General features: G+C 54.9%; 14 protein-coding genes. 8 read left to right on the top strand and 6 right to left on the bottom strand.

The genetic code is table 11. The features are described from left to right. Positions 1 to 396, bottom strand: coding sequence for a response regulator (locus tag OLTU_RS11840; protein WP_141732971.1), 396 nt, complete (start codon positions 394 to 396; stop codon positions 1 to 3). 135 nt (positions 397 to 531) lie between these two features. Between OLTU_RS11840 and OLTU_RS11835 the strand changes: the two genes are divergently transcribed. Next, on the top strand, positions 532 to 975 hold the full coding sequence (locus OLTU_RS11835; RefSeq protein WP_141732970.1) for a hypothetical protein: 444 nt from the start codon (positions 532 to 534) through the stop codon (positions 973 to 975). Positions 976 to 1112: 137 nt separating this feature from the next. On the opposite strand, the gene OLTU_RS11830 is transcribed toward OLTU_RS11835, so the two are convergent. The 3 genes from OLTU_RS11830 to OLTU_RS11820 form a co-directional block, all read right to left on the bottom strand. Beyond that, the gene (locus OLTU_RS11830) at positions 1113 to 2513 is read right to left on the bottom strand and encodes a tetratricopeptide repeat protein (protein ID WP_141732969.1); all 1401 of its coding nucleotides are present in this window, start codon (positions 2511 to 2513) and stop codon (positions 1113 to 1115) included. Between the two features lie 116 nt (positions 2514 to 2629). Next, positions 2630 to 4039: a response regulator gene (locus OLTU_RS11825; protein ID WP_141732968.1), complete on the bottom strand. Its 1410-nt coding sequence runs from the start codon at positions 4037 to 4039 to the stop codon at positions 2630 to 2632. Positions 4040 to 4141: 102 nt separating this feature from the next. Next, entirely contained in the window at positions 4142 to 4738 is a 597-nt protein-coding gene (locus OLTU_RS11820) for a prolyl hydroxylase family protein (protein WP_176736544.1), read from the bottom strand. 195 nt (positions 4739 to 4933) lie between these two features. Here OLTU_RS11820 and OLTU_RS11815 point away from each other — a divergent pair, with 195 nt between their 5' ends. From OLTU_RS11815 to OLTU_RS11785, 7 genes are all read left to right on the top strand, one after another. Next, complete coding sequence (locus OLTU_RS11815) at positions 4934 to 5674, top strand: response regulator (RefSeq protein ID WP_141732966.1); 741 nt, start codon at positions 4934 to 4936, stop codon at positions 5672 to 5674. Between the two features lie 168 nt (positions 5675 to 5842). Further along, positions 5843 to 6475 carry a GNAT family protein gene (locus OLTU_RS11810; protein ID WP_141732965.1) on the top strand — a complete coding sequence of 211 codons (633 nt, stop codon included), beginning with the start codon at positions 5843 to 5845 and terminating at the stop codon, positions 6473 to 6475. Between the two features lie 26 nt (positions 6476 to 6501). Further along, positions 6502 to 7473: an N-acetyl-gamma-glutamyl-phosphate reductase gene (gene argC / locus OLTU_RS11805; RefSeq protein WP_141732964.1), complete on the top strand. Its 972-nt coding sequence runs from the start codon at positions 6502 to 6504 to the stop codon at positions 7471 to 7473. A gap of 12 nt (positions 7474 to 7485) precedes the next feature. Continuing rightward, positions 7486 to 8616 (top strand): aspartate aminotransferase family protein, encoded by a 1131-nt coding sequence (locus OLTU_RS11800; RefSeq protein ID WP_141732963.1) that lies wholly within the window; start codon positions 7486 to 7488, stop codon positions 8614 to 8616. A gap of 2 nt (positions 8617 to 8618) precedes the next feature. After that, positions 8619 to 9566 (top strand): N-acetylornithine carbamoyltransferase, encoded by a 948-nt coding sequence (locus OLTU_RS11795; protein WP_439956692.1) that lies wholly within the window; start codon positions 8619 to 8621, stop codon positions 9564 to 9566. Between the two features lie 9 nt (positions 9567 to 9575). Beyond that, on the top strand, positions 9576 to 10403 hold the full coding sequence (argB, locus tag OLTU_RS11790; RefSeq protein ID WP_141732961.1) for an acetylglutamate kinase: 828 nt from the start codon (positions 9576 to 9578) through the stop codon (positions 10401 to 10403). A gap of 195 nt (positions 10404 to 10598) precedes the next feature. Continuing rightward, on the top strand, positions 10599 to 11012 hold the full coding sequence (locus OLTU_RS11785; protein ID WP_141732960.1) for a hypothetical protein: 414 nt from the start codon (positions 10599 to 10601) through the stop codon (positions 11010 to 11012). 50 nt (positions 11013 to 11062) lie between these two features. Here the strand turns inward: OLTU_RS11785 and OLTU_RS11780 are convergent, their stop codons facing one another. Further along, positions 11063 to 12826, bottom strand: a complete 1764-nt coding sequence (locus OLTU_RS11780; protein WP_176736542.1) for an ABC transporter substrate-binding protein — start codon at positions 12824 to 12826, stop codon at positions 11063 to 11065. A 74-nt stretch (positions 12827 to 12900) separates the two neighbouring features. Further along, positions 12901 to 14151, bottom strand: a complete 1251-nt coding sequence (locus OLTU_RS11775) for an alpha/beta fold hydrolase (RefSeq protein ID WP_141732958.1) — start codon at positions 14149 to 14151, stop codon at positions 12901 to 12903. Positions 14152 to 14345 lie beyond the last annotated feature (194 nt).

Genomic DNA, 14345 nt, shown 5'->3' with positions numbered 1-14345 from the left:
TCAGGCTGGAGCCTTTTCCTGAAGCTGTTTGCGGATGCGTTCAAGGAGCACCTGGAGCTGCTCCAACTTCACAGGTTTGCGCAGCATGACCTCGGCCCCGGCGGCCAGGGCATCCTTTTCACTGATGTCGGTGAAACCTGTCATCAGAATAAAGACGGGTTCATGCGGCTTCTGCTTGCGCACGCGGCGGATCATTTCGACCCCATTTTCGCCCGGCATGCGCACATCAGAGAGGACGATATCGACCCGGCCGTTCATGATTTGGTGATAGGCCTGGGCTGTGGTGGTGGCGGTGCTGGTCTCAAAACCAAAATCCTCAAGGACGTAAGCCAATGACTCACAGAGATCCTGTTCATCATCAACGATGAGAATGGCAAATCTTTGTGGCTCAGCCATGGGTTCATCTCCCGGATTCACTCTTTTAGTCCATTGTACTTGAGCGGGACGAAAGCTGCCAGCAGATCGAAGGCTTTCGCTGACAAAAGACCTTGGGTGTGGTTAGAATAGCGGCTGGCAACAGGGAGCTGCAAGATGTTTAAGAAGTATTTTCCCCTCGTGTTCATTTCCATGCTTTGGTCCTGCGGCGCGGCGTCCGACGGCTCCAGTGTGATCAGGCCGACCGATACGATCAGCAGCAGCGTCAAGGTGCGATTTAACAGCGGGAGTGACACCGTTACCGTGTTGGAAACGGGCCGTGATCCCCAAAGCGAAGTTTTCGAAGCGTGCACATTCAGCATGAGCCCCATTACCGGCGATCTGCCTTATGAACTGGTGGATCAAAATACGCTGGAGTTGGGCACCGGCAGCTTCAGTTACAAGCGCGCGCTCAAAACCCCAAAAACAGAGGAGGGTGTCGAGGATCGCATCTTTTCCGTTTGGGGCAGCCCGGACGTGATCACCGATGGTGTGACCCTGTCGCTGGAATTGGAAGTGGAGCCGGAGCTCCTCACCTTTCGCATGAACTGCACAGGCTAACGCCCCAGCGATCGGAACATGGAATAGAGGCTGAGCAGTAGAAAGGCGGCCAGTAAAATTTTCTTGGCATACTTGCGCAGGTAGTAGCTCTGCATAAACTCCTGGTGGACCCGGGGCCCGGCTTGAGACGCGGGCTATTATGAACCGGATACCAGGCTTTGAAAATAGCTATCGTCGATTTCATCCTCGGCCACTTTATCAGCTGGTGCGTTGGGCGCGGGTTTGACACCAAAGTCCATGGCACCAAATTCCACGTCCTCCTGCTCCAGCGATTCCAGTCCCTGGATACGCTTGACCTCAGTCACAGCCCCGCCCTTGGCTTTATGGCCTTTCAGAATTTCCACATTATGACTGGCCTTGGTGAAGTTCGCGTCCAGCGACGCCGCCTGTTCAAACGCGGAGAGCGCCTGAGCCGACTTGCCCCATTTGACCAGGCCGATGCCCATATTAAAGAAAACCCGGGACAAGACCTGGGTGTCGCTCGATACATAGGTGACCGCGGATTTATAAAGGCTGAGCCCCTGCTTGTAATGCCCCTGACGGATGGCCATGATCGCCGCGCTGTTGAAAATGGAGGCAAGTTCGTGGGGCGTCTCGATCTGTCCGAGCATTTTCATGGCCTCGTTCACATGACCTTCGAGCATGCTGCATTGGGCCTTGCCGACTTTGGCTTCCTTGAAATCCTTGTCGAGTTTCAAGGCTTCATTGAACTTGCCCAGAGCCTCCTCTGTCTTTTCCAGATTGAGCAGGATGTGCCCCAGGTCCACGAGTCGATCCACGTTATGCGGGCTGATCAGCCAGGCTTCATCGAGCAGCTTCTGGGCCTTTTCAAAAAAACCCATCTTCATGAAACAACGGGCCAAAAGATGCTGGGCCCGGAGATCACCATTGCTGGCCGGATGCACCTTCTGCATCCAGAGCAAAGCATCCTTGTAACGTCCGAGATCGAACAGCGTCGCACCGAGTTCCACGGCCGCGCGGATATTGGTGGGTTCTTCGCCACAGAGTTTACGCAGAATGGGTTCGGCTGCCGCCAGATCTCCGCTCTTTCGCAACGCGGCGATGTCACGAAAAGCCTTGCGGCAGGCCGGTGACAGGGTTGAATATTTCAGCAGCTCATCGAGGTTTTTGACGATCTGGGCCTGCGAGATCTCACCGGTGTGGATCTGCATCACATTATATTCGTTGGCGACCGCGATCACGCGTTCGGCCAGGTCCAAAGCAATAAAGTAAATGGGCCGGGTATCAACGCGGAAGGGCCCCTGAGCGGCGCGCAGGACCTTGGTCACATTTTGCTCACCGTGTTCCCAGTCGACCACGAGTAAACTTTCCGGGTTCTTTTGGAGTTCCTCACAAACCTCAGCGACACTTTCGAAGGCGTTGATTGTGGCAATCCCGTAATTTTTCATTTCCCGGACAATCACAGACCGAACGGTGTTGCGGCTGATGAAAACTGTGGCAGACTTTACCGACAGCTCCCGTGCCGGGACCCCGTTCGGGTCCTTTCCGTTAAAATCGAATGCGCGGGCCGTTGCCATAATTCTTTCCTGGGCAGCAGTGTCCAAGTGAGCCAACCACTGAGAACTAGCGTCAACATCGGCAGGGCCAGGAGCGCCCTAAAGGGTCACCCAAGTCCCGGAAAGCACTGGCGATACTAGCAGAATCCTTCTTCTGTAACACCGCCGAGTAGTGCATTCGTATCGAAATCGTCCGTTTCCACCTTGCCTTCGGTTGAGCCGTCGTCACTTATCAAAGAGATCGGCTCATTGGACAAATCTGTCGATTCGGGTTTACGAGCCTCCGGATGAACAACAGTCGAAACATCATCTTGCGCATCCGCTGTTTCCGTTACATCGCTCACAACCTTGAAACCCTGTTCCGTCCATACAGCCTTTTGGGTTAGTTCCTCCACATAAGGCATGGCTTTGGCAAAGTCCGGACCGCCGGTCCTGGCCGAACGCATGAACCAGAGCAAAGCCTTGCCGCCCTTGTGGTGGCGGAGATAGCCCAGACCCATATTGAACATGACCTTGGCCTTGACCTCATGATCACGAATAAAATGCAAAGCGGATTCATAGTGATGAATCCCTTCCTGCAGATGTCCGCTGCGAACTTTCGAGATGCCGATGGTATTCATCAGGCTGGCAAAACTTTGCGGGAAGGATCCACTTTCCGTTTCTTTTTGCAGATACTCCAAGGCGTTCATGGTCAGGTCATAACCCTTTTGGGCCCGCTCCCAGCGGGCGTCGATGGTCAGAGCGCGCTCGAAGCTGTGGCGAGCGTCATCCAATTGACACTGATGCAGATGCAGCTCACCGAGATGGCAGATGCGTTTGAGATTGTCCGGGCTCAGAGTGTCCGCCTCTTCCAGCACCGCGATAGCCTCGCTATGACGGCCACTGGCATGCAGGACCTTGCCCAGTTCATTCAGGGCCAGCACGTTACCCCGATCCTCGCGCACGACCTGCTGCAGGAATTCACGGGCCTCATCCCAGCATTTTTCCCGACTCAGATAGCGTCCAAACATAAGGAGCAGCGGCGCCGGATACGGGGCGCTTTGCAGAAGTTTTTGCATTTTCCTGACTCGCGGCAGGCCCTGGACTTTGTCCGCTTGCAGCAGCTGACGCAAAGGCTTTTCGTGGGCATGCACCCAATCGAGCTCGTTCTGCAGGCTCTGCACCGCCTCGATGAAAACACCGGCCGTGAAGGGTTTCTCCACCAGGCGGGTCAAGGGGAATTCCTCCAGGAGGCGAAAGTCATTGCGATCCACGAAACCCGACATCACCAGGATCGGCACCGAGACAAAGCGCGGATCATGTCGCAGACGATTGTAGGCCTTCACCCCGGAGTTGGGACCATGGGCATTCCAATCCAGAATCAGCAGGTCATAGGTGTCCACGTCCTGCGCGCACAATGCGTCCACATCGCTGCAGACCTCGAGTTGCTCGATGCCGCTATCATTCGCATAACTCTGGATCTGACTTGCAAAGAAAGGATCCGTTTCGAGTAACGCCGCACGGCGAAACCCCAGAGTTAGTCGTGATGTCAGAACTGAAAATTTCATAGTTGGACCTCACGTCTTATGAAATCCATCGGCTGCCCACCTGGGACCCCTGGGCAGGCGGAAGTTCGGTTGGCGGGACGGGGCCTTACGGGAAAGTATTTTTTAGAGCTGGCCGGTCAGCTCGTCGAAGACATCGCGTTCGAGCACCACCAGCTGGGGGTCGATCACCCAGGTTTGCAGCACATAACGTGTGGTTGTGGGCGGCAGGACCTCATGCGGATGGGTGAGCTGGGCCGGGAAGACCACAGCATGGCCCTGCCGCGGCTTGACCTTGACATCCTGGGCCGGGAAATGCAGCTCCCCGCCTTCTTCCACATCATTCAAAAAGAAGATCATGGTTGCGAGGCGCAGGCCATTGGCGGGCGGCACCGGACTCTGATAGTCATCGTGCAGGGCGCAGATATCCCCAGGACGATAACGGGCGATCACAAAGCCATCGTTTAACCATTCCTTCGGTTCCGCGGCCCGATACGGCTCGGGAAGGCGGAAAAATTCCGTCAGGATGGGATCCGCCAGCTGAGTAATCTTTTGCACCTCACGCAGCCAGTCGAATTGCTGGGAAATATTCAAATAAGAGCGGGTGCTGTATTCGGGCTGAGGATCCACCTGAACGCGCGCATCCTTTTCAAAGCGATCGATCAGGGCCTCACAGTATGTGGGACTCAGGGCATCGGAGTACTGTTTGATATAGCGGGGCATGGTTCTTCTCTTGTTCGGTTGGCAGCCTGCGGATATCACAACGCTCAATAAAAACAACCAAATATTATAAACAGCTGAAATTATTGGGATAGCATCACCGAGCCTTAGGCCGGAGCTCATGTCCCCTTCGAAACCGACCGATGACACAAACGGACGAGGGCTTGTGAGCCCCTAGTGGCGACGGAGCGTTACGACATGAGCAGTGCCATCCCAATGGATCAGTTATCTTCCCTGGATGATTTGAAGGGCCCTCTGGAGCAGTTTGCTCAAAAATATAGCCTGTCGAAACGCGAGCTCGATGTGTTGAATCTTCTCGTCCAGCAGGTGGTCAGCGCCGAGGATATTTCCGACAAGCTGGGCATCAGCCGCAACACCGTTCGCATCCATTTGAAAAACATCAACACCAAGGTCGGCACCAACAGCAAATCCGAACTTCTGGGTCGCTTTATTGAATTCGTGATCCAGAACAAGAAGTCTGAGGAAAAACTCAGCACCCAGCGCCTGACGATTCTGATTGCGGATGATGATCAAAGCTATGTCGATCTAGTGAGAAAAGCGTCGGAAAGTGTCATCGGCGCCAACGTCACCTTCGAGCACGTTGTCGACGGCCAGAATATGATGGAGTACCTGAACCGCGTGAAGCGCAATGAGGCCGGCACCTCACGCCCGCACCTCATTCTGCTCGATCTGAACATGCCCAAATTGAATGGCTTTCAGGCTCTGGAGCGAATCAAAACGGATCCCATCCTGAGTGAAATTCCGGTCGTGGTCTTTTCATCGTCCTCGACCCCTTCGGATATTTCCAGCATTTATGCACTCGGCGGGAATTCCTATGTGACCAAGCCGGGCGGCTATCAGGAATTGAAGAAAGTCATCCACGGCATAGTCTTCTATTGGGGGCAGATCGGAGCGCTGCCCGCCACCAAACAAGGCTAGGATTTTCCACGCACAAGCTTCCTTCCCGTGCCCTTTTCCCTTTTTTTACCCCCGATGCGTTAAATTCGGTTGTCCTGGCTGCATAGATTTGCAATTATACGTCTATTATGTACAAATATGCAAATTTCATGCATATTATGTCTGACCATGTAGACGGGGCCCAAGAGGATGTACGAATTCGTCGTGAAGGTTGCGACTCAGGATGAAGTTCATTTCGCTGTGGAGATCAGCCAGGAAATGGAAGCCAGCGCGCGGGCGCGGGGGACAGGCATCGCAAAAAGAACGCCGGAATATCTGGCCGAAAAAATGCTGTCGGGCAAGGCGTTCATCGCGCTGGAGACGACTCAAAATAAAGTGGCTGGATTCTGTTATATGGAAAGCTGGAGCAACGGCGCGCACATCGCCAACTCCGGACTTTTGATTTTTCCCGAATATCGCCGCTATGGGCTGGCGCGTCAGCTCAAGGCTTTTGCCTTTGAGGAATCCAAACGCCGCTTTCCCAATGCCAAATTTTTCGGTCTGACCACCAGTCTCGCCGTGATGAATATCAACAGTGAGCTGGGCTATCGGCCGGTCACCTACAGTGAGCTGACTCAGGACGAGGACTTCTGGGCCAGCTGTCAAAGCTGTGTGAACTACCCGACTCTCGTCAGCAAGGAAAAGAAAAACTGTCTTTGCACGGCGATGCTCTATGACCCGGAATGGGAAAGGAAGCGTCTGCAGAAACTGTCAACTGGTGGCATGGTCGCGCGCGAACCGGAACCGGTCCGGACCAGCGGCAATCTTGCTTTGGAAATGTAAGGCTCGTTCTTTTTGAGGAGAACCCTATGCTGCGCGCTGCGATCATCGGCGCTGCCGGGTATACCGGTGGTGAACTTCTGCGACTTCTGCTCAACCATCCGGCGATTGACACGGTGGAGGCGGTGAGTTCCAGTCATGCCGGACAAAGTTTCTGCAAAGCTCATCCCGATCTTCTGGCTTTTGCGAAGCAAAGTTTTGTGTCCGCCCTATCGGAAGGCCCCCATGATGTGGTGTTCCTCTGCGGCGGTCATGGTGAATCGCGACGTCTTATGGATCAGCATCAGCTCTATCATAAGAATACTTTGATCATCGATCTGAGCCAGGACTTCCGCCTGCCGGATGGCGAGCATGATTTCGTCTATGGTCTGCCGGAAGCTTTCGGGTCGATGCTTCCTGGCAAAAAGCGCATTGCCAATCCCGGCTGCTTCGCGACCGCCATTCAGCTCGCGATTCTGCCTTTGGCAGCTCAGGGCTGGCTCAGCGACGAGGTCCATATCACCGGCATCACCGGATCCACCGGGGCCGGACAAAAGCTGCAGGACACGCTCCATTTTTCCTGGCGGCACGACAACCTCTCGGTCTACAAGCCCTTTGCGCATCAGCACCTGGCCGAGATTCAGGCCACGCTCCGCACGCTGCAGCCCGAGTATGAAAAGACGCCGCTCTTTATTCCCATGCGCGGACCTTTCACACGTGGGATTCTGGTGTCAGTGCATACCCTTTGCAAGGCCTCAGCGGATACCCTGATTCGCGCCTACGATGCCTATTATGAGGACGCTCCCTTTGTGCACCGCACGACCGAGGAGGCGGATCTCAAGAGCGTGGTGAACACCAATAACGCGCTGCTGTCGGTCGAGAAATATGGCAGTCACGCCCACATCGTCTGTTGCCTCGACAATCTGGTGAAGGGTGCCAGCGGACAGGCCGTGCATAATATGAATCTGGCTCTGGGTCTGCCCGAAACCATGGGTCTGGGACTGAAGCCTTCAGCTTTTTGAGGGGGATGGGCGATGCGCCCTTTGGCGGTTTATGCAAAATTCGATCTGGCTCTGACGCGGGCATCCGGCCTTTATCTTTATGATGACAAGGGTCGTGCCATCCTGGATTTTTACAGCGGCCACGGCGTGATTTCGATCGGTCATAGTCATCCGCATTTTGTCGCGCGGCTGAAGGCGCAGATGGACCGCCTTCTTTATTATTCCAATGCCGTGGATTTTGAAGAGCAGTATGAACTCTGCCGGGTGCTCGGGGACCTGAGCGGCTGCGCGGACTATGATCTGTTTCTGGCCAACTCCGGAGCGGAGGCGGTGGAAAATGCCCTGAAGGTGGCTTCGTATGTCACCGGTCGCAAAAAAATGGTCGTGATGTTGAACGGCTTTCATGGCCGCACGTCCCTGGCGGCTCAGTGTACGGAAGCTTCCAAAATCTGTGCGCCGATCAATAGTGGTCTGGACGTGGTTTTTATTCCGCTCGGCGATAGCGCGGCGGCCAGGGCGGCGATTGATGATCAGACCGCGGGCGTCATGATCGAAGGCATTCAGGGTGTCGGCGGCATTCGTGAGGCGCCCCCTGCATTCTGGCAAACGCTCCGCACGCTTACGACGCAGCATGGGGCCCTGCTGATTGCCGATGAAATTCAATCCGGCTATGGACGCAGCGGCAAATTTTTTGCCTTTCAGCATCATGGCGTGAGTCCCGATGTGATCTGCACCGCGAAGGGCATGGGCAATGGTTATCCCGTATCCGCGACCTGGGTGAGGCAGGGACTGCCGATGGCGCAAGGCTCCCTCGGCACCACCTTCGGCGGTCATCCGCTGGCCTGTGCGGCGGCCACGGCTGTCTGTGAAGTCATCCGCGATGAGGGCCTCATCGACCATGCGGCGGCGATGGGGGAACTCCTGCTCCAAGGTCTGGCTACGCTGCCTGGTGTTCATAATATACGTGGTCGCGGCCTGATGATCGGCTTCGATCTGGATCATGACAGCTATGCGCTGCGCTCCCGGCTTTTGCATCAGCATCAGATCATCACCGGCAGCTCACGGCTCAAGGAAACGGTGCGCATCCTGCCCCCGTTGTCCGTTCAAAAGTCGGAATGTGAACACTTTCTCGAACAGCTTGCTTTGGCTTTGAGGTCTACCTAATGTTGAATCAATTTTTCAGTGCCGATGATGTCAGCGACTTTCCTGCGCTCATGGAGGATGCGCTTTATCTGAAACAACATCCCTTTGCCTTCTCCGACCTGGGCAAGGGCAAAACGCTGGGGCTGGTCTTCTTCAATCCCAGTCTTAGAACCCGCCTAAGTTCCCAGAAGGCGGCCCATCATCTGGGGCTGCATGTTCTCAGCATCAACGTCAACCAGGAAGGCTGGACGATCGAGACGCAGGATGGTGTGGTGATGGACGGGGCTGCCGGGGAGCATCTCAAGGAAGCCGCCGGGGTGCTGGCTCAGTACTGCGATATCATCGGCATTCGCTGCTTTCCCGGGCTTAAGGATCGGGAGGCGGACTATCGCGAAGAGGTTCTGACCAAGTTTGCCCGTTACAGTCAGCGGCCGATGATCAGCCTGGAGTCCGCCACCGGCCATCCCCTGCAGGGCTTTGCCGATGTGATGACCATCATCGAACGGCAGCGGCGGCCGAAGCCGAAAGTGGTTCTGACCTGGGCGCCGCATATCAAGGCTCTGCCTCAGGCGGTGCCGAATTCCTTTGCCCAATGGACCCTGCGCGCCGGCTTTGATCTGACCATCGTGCATCCGGAAGGCTATGAACTGGATGAACGGTTTACCCGTGGCGCCACCATCATGCACGATCAGGATAAGGCGCTGGAGGGCGCGGACTTTGTTTATGCGAAAAGCTGGTCCTCGTTCCGCGAGTATGGGCAGATCCTTTGTCATGATCGCAGCTGGATGATCACCGACGAGAAGATGGACAGGACCAATCAGGGTTATTTCATGCACTGTCTTCCTGTGCGCAGGAACCTGAAGGTGGCGGACAGCGTTCTGGACAGCCCCCGTTCGCTGGTTCTGCAGCAGGCGCATAATCGGATTTTTGCCGCGCAGGCGGTGATGAAAAACATGCTTGAATCGATGTGAGGGTGGGTTTTGGAAAAGCCGGAACATGCCCGATTCGATGGAGGGCTGGCCTTGGAAAAACTCCTCATCTTCAAAATCGGCGGCCGAATTCTGGACCAGCCTGCTGAGCTGGAAGCCTTCCTGGAGGGTTTTTCCCAAATTGCAGGTCGGAAGATTCTGGTGCATGGTGGTGGAATTTTCGCCGATGACCTGGCGCGCAAACTCGATATTCCCATCCACATGCATGAGGGTCGGCGGATCACCAGTGCCCCGATGCGTGATCTCGTGACGATGGTATATGGTGGGCTCCTGAACAAGCAGGTCGTCAGCCGTCTGCAGGCCTGCGGCTGTGATGCGATCGGCCTGTCTGGAGCGGACGGTGCCCTGCTGAAAGCCGAGCGGCGGCAACCGGAGCCGATCGATTATGGTTTTGTCGGGGACATCGTGGAAGTCCGCCGCGACCTTCTGGAAATGTTTCTGGATCGCGGGATGACACCGGTCCTCGCACCTTTGAGCTGGGAAGCCGGCAGCGGGATTCTCAACAGCAATGCTGATGGGGTGGCGTGTCGGATCACCGAGGCTTTTTCAGCTACCTATGAAACTTATCTTTTCTACTGCTTCGACAAGCCTGGTGTGCTTTTGGATGTCGATAATCCCGATTCCCTGCTGGCGGAACTGGATCGCCCGCAGTATGAATCACTGCGCAGCCAGAAACTTGTGAAGGATGGCATGCTGCCCAAGCTCGACAGCTGCTTCCGCGCCCGGACGCTGGGAGCCCATAAGGTCCTGCTGGCCTCCCCAGTCCAGAGCCTGAAGTATGCAGCGGGTGAACCTTATCGGGGCACTCTTATCCATTGAAATTAAGTCGATATGGCCCATCAATGCCAAAACCTGCAGCTTTTGAGCCACCTGGGGTAAAACCCGGGTGTTCTGAAAACGTTTTCTGCAGCCCGCCCCCAGACTGGCGTTGACGAGGATTCGCGCAAACTGCTAACAACGAACTCCTTCGTGCGTTGGCACGACAAACCGCGAACCCAAAGTAGGACCGAATCCATGAAAATCAAAGCCCTGGCCTTCCTGATCGCCCCTGCCCTGCTGGCCGCCTGTGGTGACTCATCGTCTCACGATTCTGATGTTTCCTCGAACAAGAAAAAATTCATTGTCGTCTGCGACGGTGCCGTGTTCAACAACGCCGATCCGTTTGGCAAGCGCGTGACCCTCCTGGCCAAAGGCACCAAGACTTACAAGGCCGGCGAATTCGATGCGAACAAGGAAAAGGCTGAACTGACCAAAGTCGCGACGGCCTTGCGTCAGCAGTGTAACGGTGGTTACACCATCGTCAACACCTCGATCTGCGATCAGATCGATGTGGTGAATACCGATCTTGCGTTCCACAGCCTGTCTCACAGCGTGAATGGCTTTACCTACAAAGGCAGCTATTCCTGCAATCTGGCTGAAAAGAAATAAGATACCGTGCAGGGCTGAGAGTTGATCTCAGCCTTCACCTTGCCATGCCTTCAAGGGGCAAGATCGTAGTACTTGTAAGGGAACGGCACCATCATGTTGCGCTTGAAGTTCCTGACGCTTTTTTGCTTCATGCCCACCACCGCATTGTTAATGAGCAGGATGAGCGGAACCTCGTCTTTCAGTATCGCATCCATTTCCGCAAAAATTTTCCAGCGCTCCGGACCGTCTTTCATGTGACGGGATTTCAGATAAAGTTCATCATAGCGCGCGTTGACAAAGTGCCCCGTATTGGGCCCTGGGGCCACGTTCTTGCCATAAAGAAGAGAATAGAAATTCTCGGCGTCGGGATAGTCGGCGTTCCAGCCGGCATCGGCCAGCTGATAGTTGCCTTCGTCCGTCTTCTTCAGAAAGTTGGAGAAGCTTTGAAAATTGGCTTCCACCTTCACACCGATTTTGGCCCACTCGTTCCGCAGGTATTCAAAACGCTGTCTCTGGTCCTTGTTGGTGCTGCGATATTCGATGACAAAGGTCGGCAGGCCCTTGCCGTTTGGATAACCGGCTTCCGCCAGTTTTTTCTTCGCGGCCTCGATATCCGCCTTGTGCCAGGTCGAACCGGTTTCGCGGGCGCTGCCCTGAATATCATAGGGGATAAGCGATTCGGGAGCGCTGCCCCGGCCGTTGAACATGAGATTGATGTAACCCTGGGTATCCAGAGCCAGGACCAGGGCCTGACGGACCGCCTTCTTGCTGAGCACCGGATCCCGCAGACCAATGCGAATAAACTGGTTTCTCAGGCCGTCCACAGTATAGAGGTCAAAGTCCTTGGCAAATTCCGGTTTCAGCACGAAGTCCTGGCCGTTGCGGTCGACCATCACTTCAAAATCATCGCGATTCATGCCCACGTAAGCGAGCTGGCCTCTTTTAAACTTCAGCATCTGCGGCTGCGTTTCCACGATCAGGGGCAGATGCACTTCATCGACGAACGGCACCTTTTTCCCGGCCGCTTCCAAAAGACCGGCGGCCTTGTCCTCCGGCATGCCCTCGGTGGGATAGGTGCCATGATAGTTAGGATTGCGAACCAGAATCGTGGTGCCGCGCCGGGAATAGGTCTTCATGACAAAGGGTCCTGTGCCGACCGGATTCTTATCGAGGTCGTCACCATATTTTTCCACGGCCTCGCGGGGCAGAATGGCAAGGCCATTGAACGCCAGAGGATGGAAATTCAGAGGACTGTCCTGAACGAAGGTGATCGTGAAGGTATAATCGTCCTTCTTTTTCACGCCGCTGATTTCGTGCTTGTCATAGGAAAATTTATTGCCTTCCTTGCTCGACAGCGCGCGGAATTCGTCCATGCCGACGACCAGCCCCTGGATCAGGATATAGGTGAGGCGATTGACGTTGGCGTCGGCAAAACGTTTGAAGGAATAGATCACATCGTCCGCTTTCATCTCGCGGCCCTTGCCTCCGGGAAAGCAGGCGTTATCATGAAAGCGCACACCCTTTTTCAGAGTGAAAAGATACGTGCGACCATCCGCCTGCTTCTCGGGCATGTGGGTCAGGAGATTCGGGACCAGCTCATAAGGCCGCTTCAGATAATGATAGCTCAGAAGACTGTCATAGAGATTGCTGACAAGCTGATGGGAAACTTCATCAAACTGCTTCATGGGATCGAGACTTTTTTCCTCGGCCTCACGCAGATGATAAAAGATTTTCACGGAATCGGCTGCGGCCGTTTCACTGCTTTTCTTTTTGATACAGGCGCCGAGCAGGCAGGTCAGGCTGATGGCCAGGATGATGTTGATGCGAGCTAACAAGAGCGGACCTCCTCTGTTGGGTGGCAGTTCCCGCTCATTGTGCATGGATTTTATGAGCTTGTCTTGTTCAATCGCTAGGCGTTCAGCCGATCGGTGAGCGGAAGGTCCTGAAACGATTCAATAAAATCGTTGATATGCTTCCGATCCGACAAAGTTTTCTTGAAAAAAACAAAGTTGGCCTTGCCGTGATTGACCCGCAGGAATCCGGGAATTTTGTACTCGGAGGCCCCAATCTCGAGCTGCCAGGTGCCATCAAACTCAGCGGCAGCGCTCATGAGACCCGGCAGCGTGATGCCGCAGCCATTCAAACTCACGTCGTCCAGAATACCTTCAAAACGGAATTGATCCGCGTGGGTCAGAACAACAGCCAGGCCTTTGACCTTGTAGCGCGCCTGCTGACGGCGTTCGCTGGCCCGGGCTATCGCCGCATCACCATACAAAACGCCCTCACCTTCGTAAGGAGCATCGAACAGGAATTGTAAGATCGTCTGATTGATGAGCTGCGGACGGCGCAAAGGCAGCAGGTGATCGGCTTTTTCCAAAAGGACAAAGTCACCGTTTTCAAAGCAGCCGTGCACTTCGAGGCTCTGATCCGGCGTCGTGTAATGATCATAAGCGGCCGCAAGAACCAGCGTGCGAACCTGGAAATTGCGCTGCGGCAAGCGTTCCCGCAAAACCCGCGCCGAATTAGATCGATAACTGGCAAGGTCCTCAGGGCTCAGACGTCGAATGGAGTGGATCAGACTTTCCACAAGGCCGAGCGACAGTCCCGTGGCATCCATGGCATTGAGGTTGAAAAAGGCCTGCGATGCGGCTTCGGAGTCCGTGTTGATAGTCTCCGGATTAAAATTGTCGACGGCATACTGCAGGATCTGCTTTTGCGTATGCCTGAGATCAAGGCTGCAGCCGACCAGGATCAACTGCTCCAGACGCATTTCGTAGCTAAACGCATAGGTATAGGCCAGGAGCGAGCCATAGGAATAACCGGCCAGAGCCACCTGCTCCAGACGGAGTTCCTGAAAGAAACCTTCCAGAAGGTCAGCCATATCCCGCAGACTGAGCATGGAGGCGTCGCGGGTTTCCTTGTTGCTGGCCTGACCGGGCAAGGCGACGAGGAGCACCGGCATTTGCGGCAGATAGGCTTTCACATCGTTCATAAAGGAGGCAAAGGACTGAAACGCCCCACCGAGCAAAACCAGCGGCGTTTGATTCCGGTGTTCCGAGCGACAGAAACCCATGTAGTTGATGGTCCAGCCGTTCACTGTGACCGTAGCCGGTTCATCACGAAATGCCTGGACCGTGAGATCCCCGTATTGATAGATCATTGCAAAGCTCCTGGACGTGTCATGGTAGACAGGAGATTCTGCAAAAAAGCAGCCAGATATTCGTCTCCATCATTTCCATGGGTTAGTCGCTTCCGCGGGCGGATTTGTCGCAAGCCTGGTCAGGCAGTGCCTTGATATTATTAGATATTCGTAAGAACTTTATTACCCTGACTTTTCTTATGGTTCGAATCTGG

It is taken from the genome of Oligoflexus tunisiensis, from assembly GCF_001748245.1.
In the GTDB taxonomy this organism is placed as follows: Bacteria; Bdellovibrionota_B; Oligoflexia; order Oligoflexales; family Oligoflexaceae; genus Oligoflexus; species Oligoflexus tunisiensis.
Note: the sequence above shows the minus strand (reverse complement) of the source record. Positions and strands in the feature narration are given on the sequence as shown.

What these genes read in the sequence shown, in the direction of transcription:
- OLTU_RS11820 (WP_176736544.1), bottom strand. Translation starts at nt 4,738, where the DNA reads ATGCCCCGCTATATCAAACAGTACTCCGATGCCCTGAGTCCCACATAC.
- OLTU_RS11830 (WP_141732969.1), bottom strand. Translation starts at nt 2,513, where the DNA reads ATGGCAACGGCCCGCGCATTCGATTTTAACGGAAAGGACCCGAACGGG.
- OLTU_RS11825 (WP_141732968.1), bottom strand. Translation starts at nt 4,039, where the DNA reads ATGAAATTTTCAGTTCTGACATCACGACTAACTCTGGGGTTTCGCCGT.
- OLTU_RS11835 (WP_141732970.1), top strand. Translation starts at nt 532, where the DNA reads ATGTTTAAGAAGTATTTTCCCCTCGTGTTCATTTCCATGCTTTGGTCC.
- OLTU_RS11815 (WP_141732966.1), top strand. Translation starts at nt 4,934, where the DNA reads ATGAGCAGTGCCATCCCAATGGATCAGTTATCTTCCCTGGATGATTTG.
- OLTU_RS11775 (WP_141732958.1), bottom strand. Translation starts at nt 14,151, where the DNA reads ATGATCTATCAATACGGGGATCTCACGGTCCAGGCATTTCGTGATGAA.
- OLTU_RS11785 (WP_141732960.1), top strand. Translation starts at nt 10,599, where the DNA reads ATGAAAATCAAAGCCCTGGCCTTCCTGATCGCCCCTGCCCTGCTGGCC.
- OLTU_RS11800 (WP_141732963.1), top strand. Translation starts at nt 7,486, where the DNA reads ATGCGCCCTTTGGCGGTTTATGCAAAATTCGATCTGGCTCTGACGCGG.
- OLTU_RS11840 (WP_141732971.1), bottom strand. Translation starts at nt 396, where the DNA reads ATGGCTGAGCCACAAAGATTTGCCATTCTCATCGTTGATGATGAACAG.
- OLTU_RS11810 (WP_141732965.1), top strand. Translation starts at nt 5,843, where the DNA reads ATGTACGAATTCGTCGTGAAGGTTGCGACTCAGGATGAAGTTCATTTC.
- argC (WP_141732964.1), top strand. Translation starts at nt 6,502, where the DNA reads ATGCTGCGCGCTGCGATCATCGGCGCTGCCGGGTATACCGGTGGTGAA.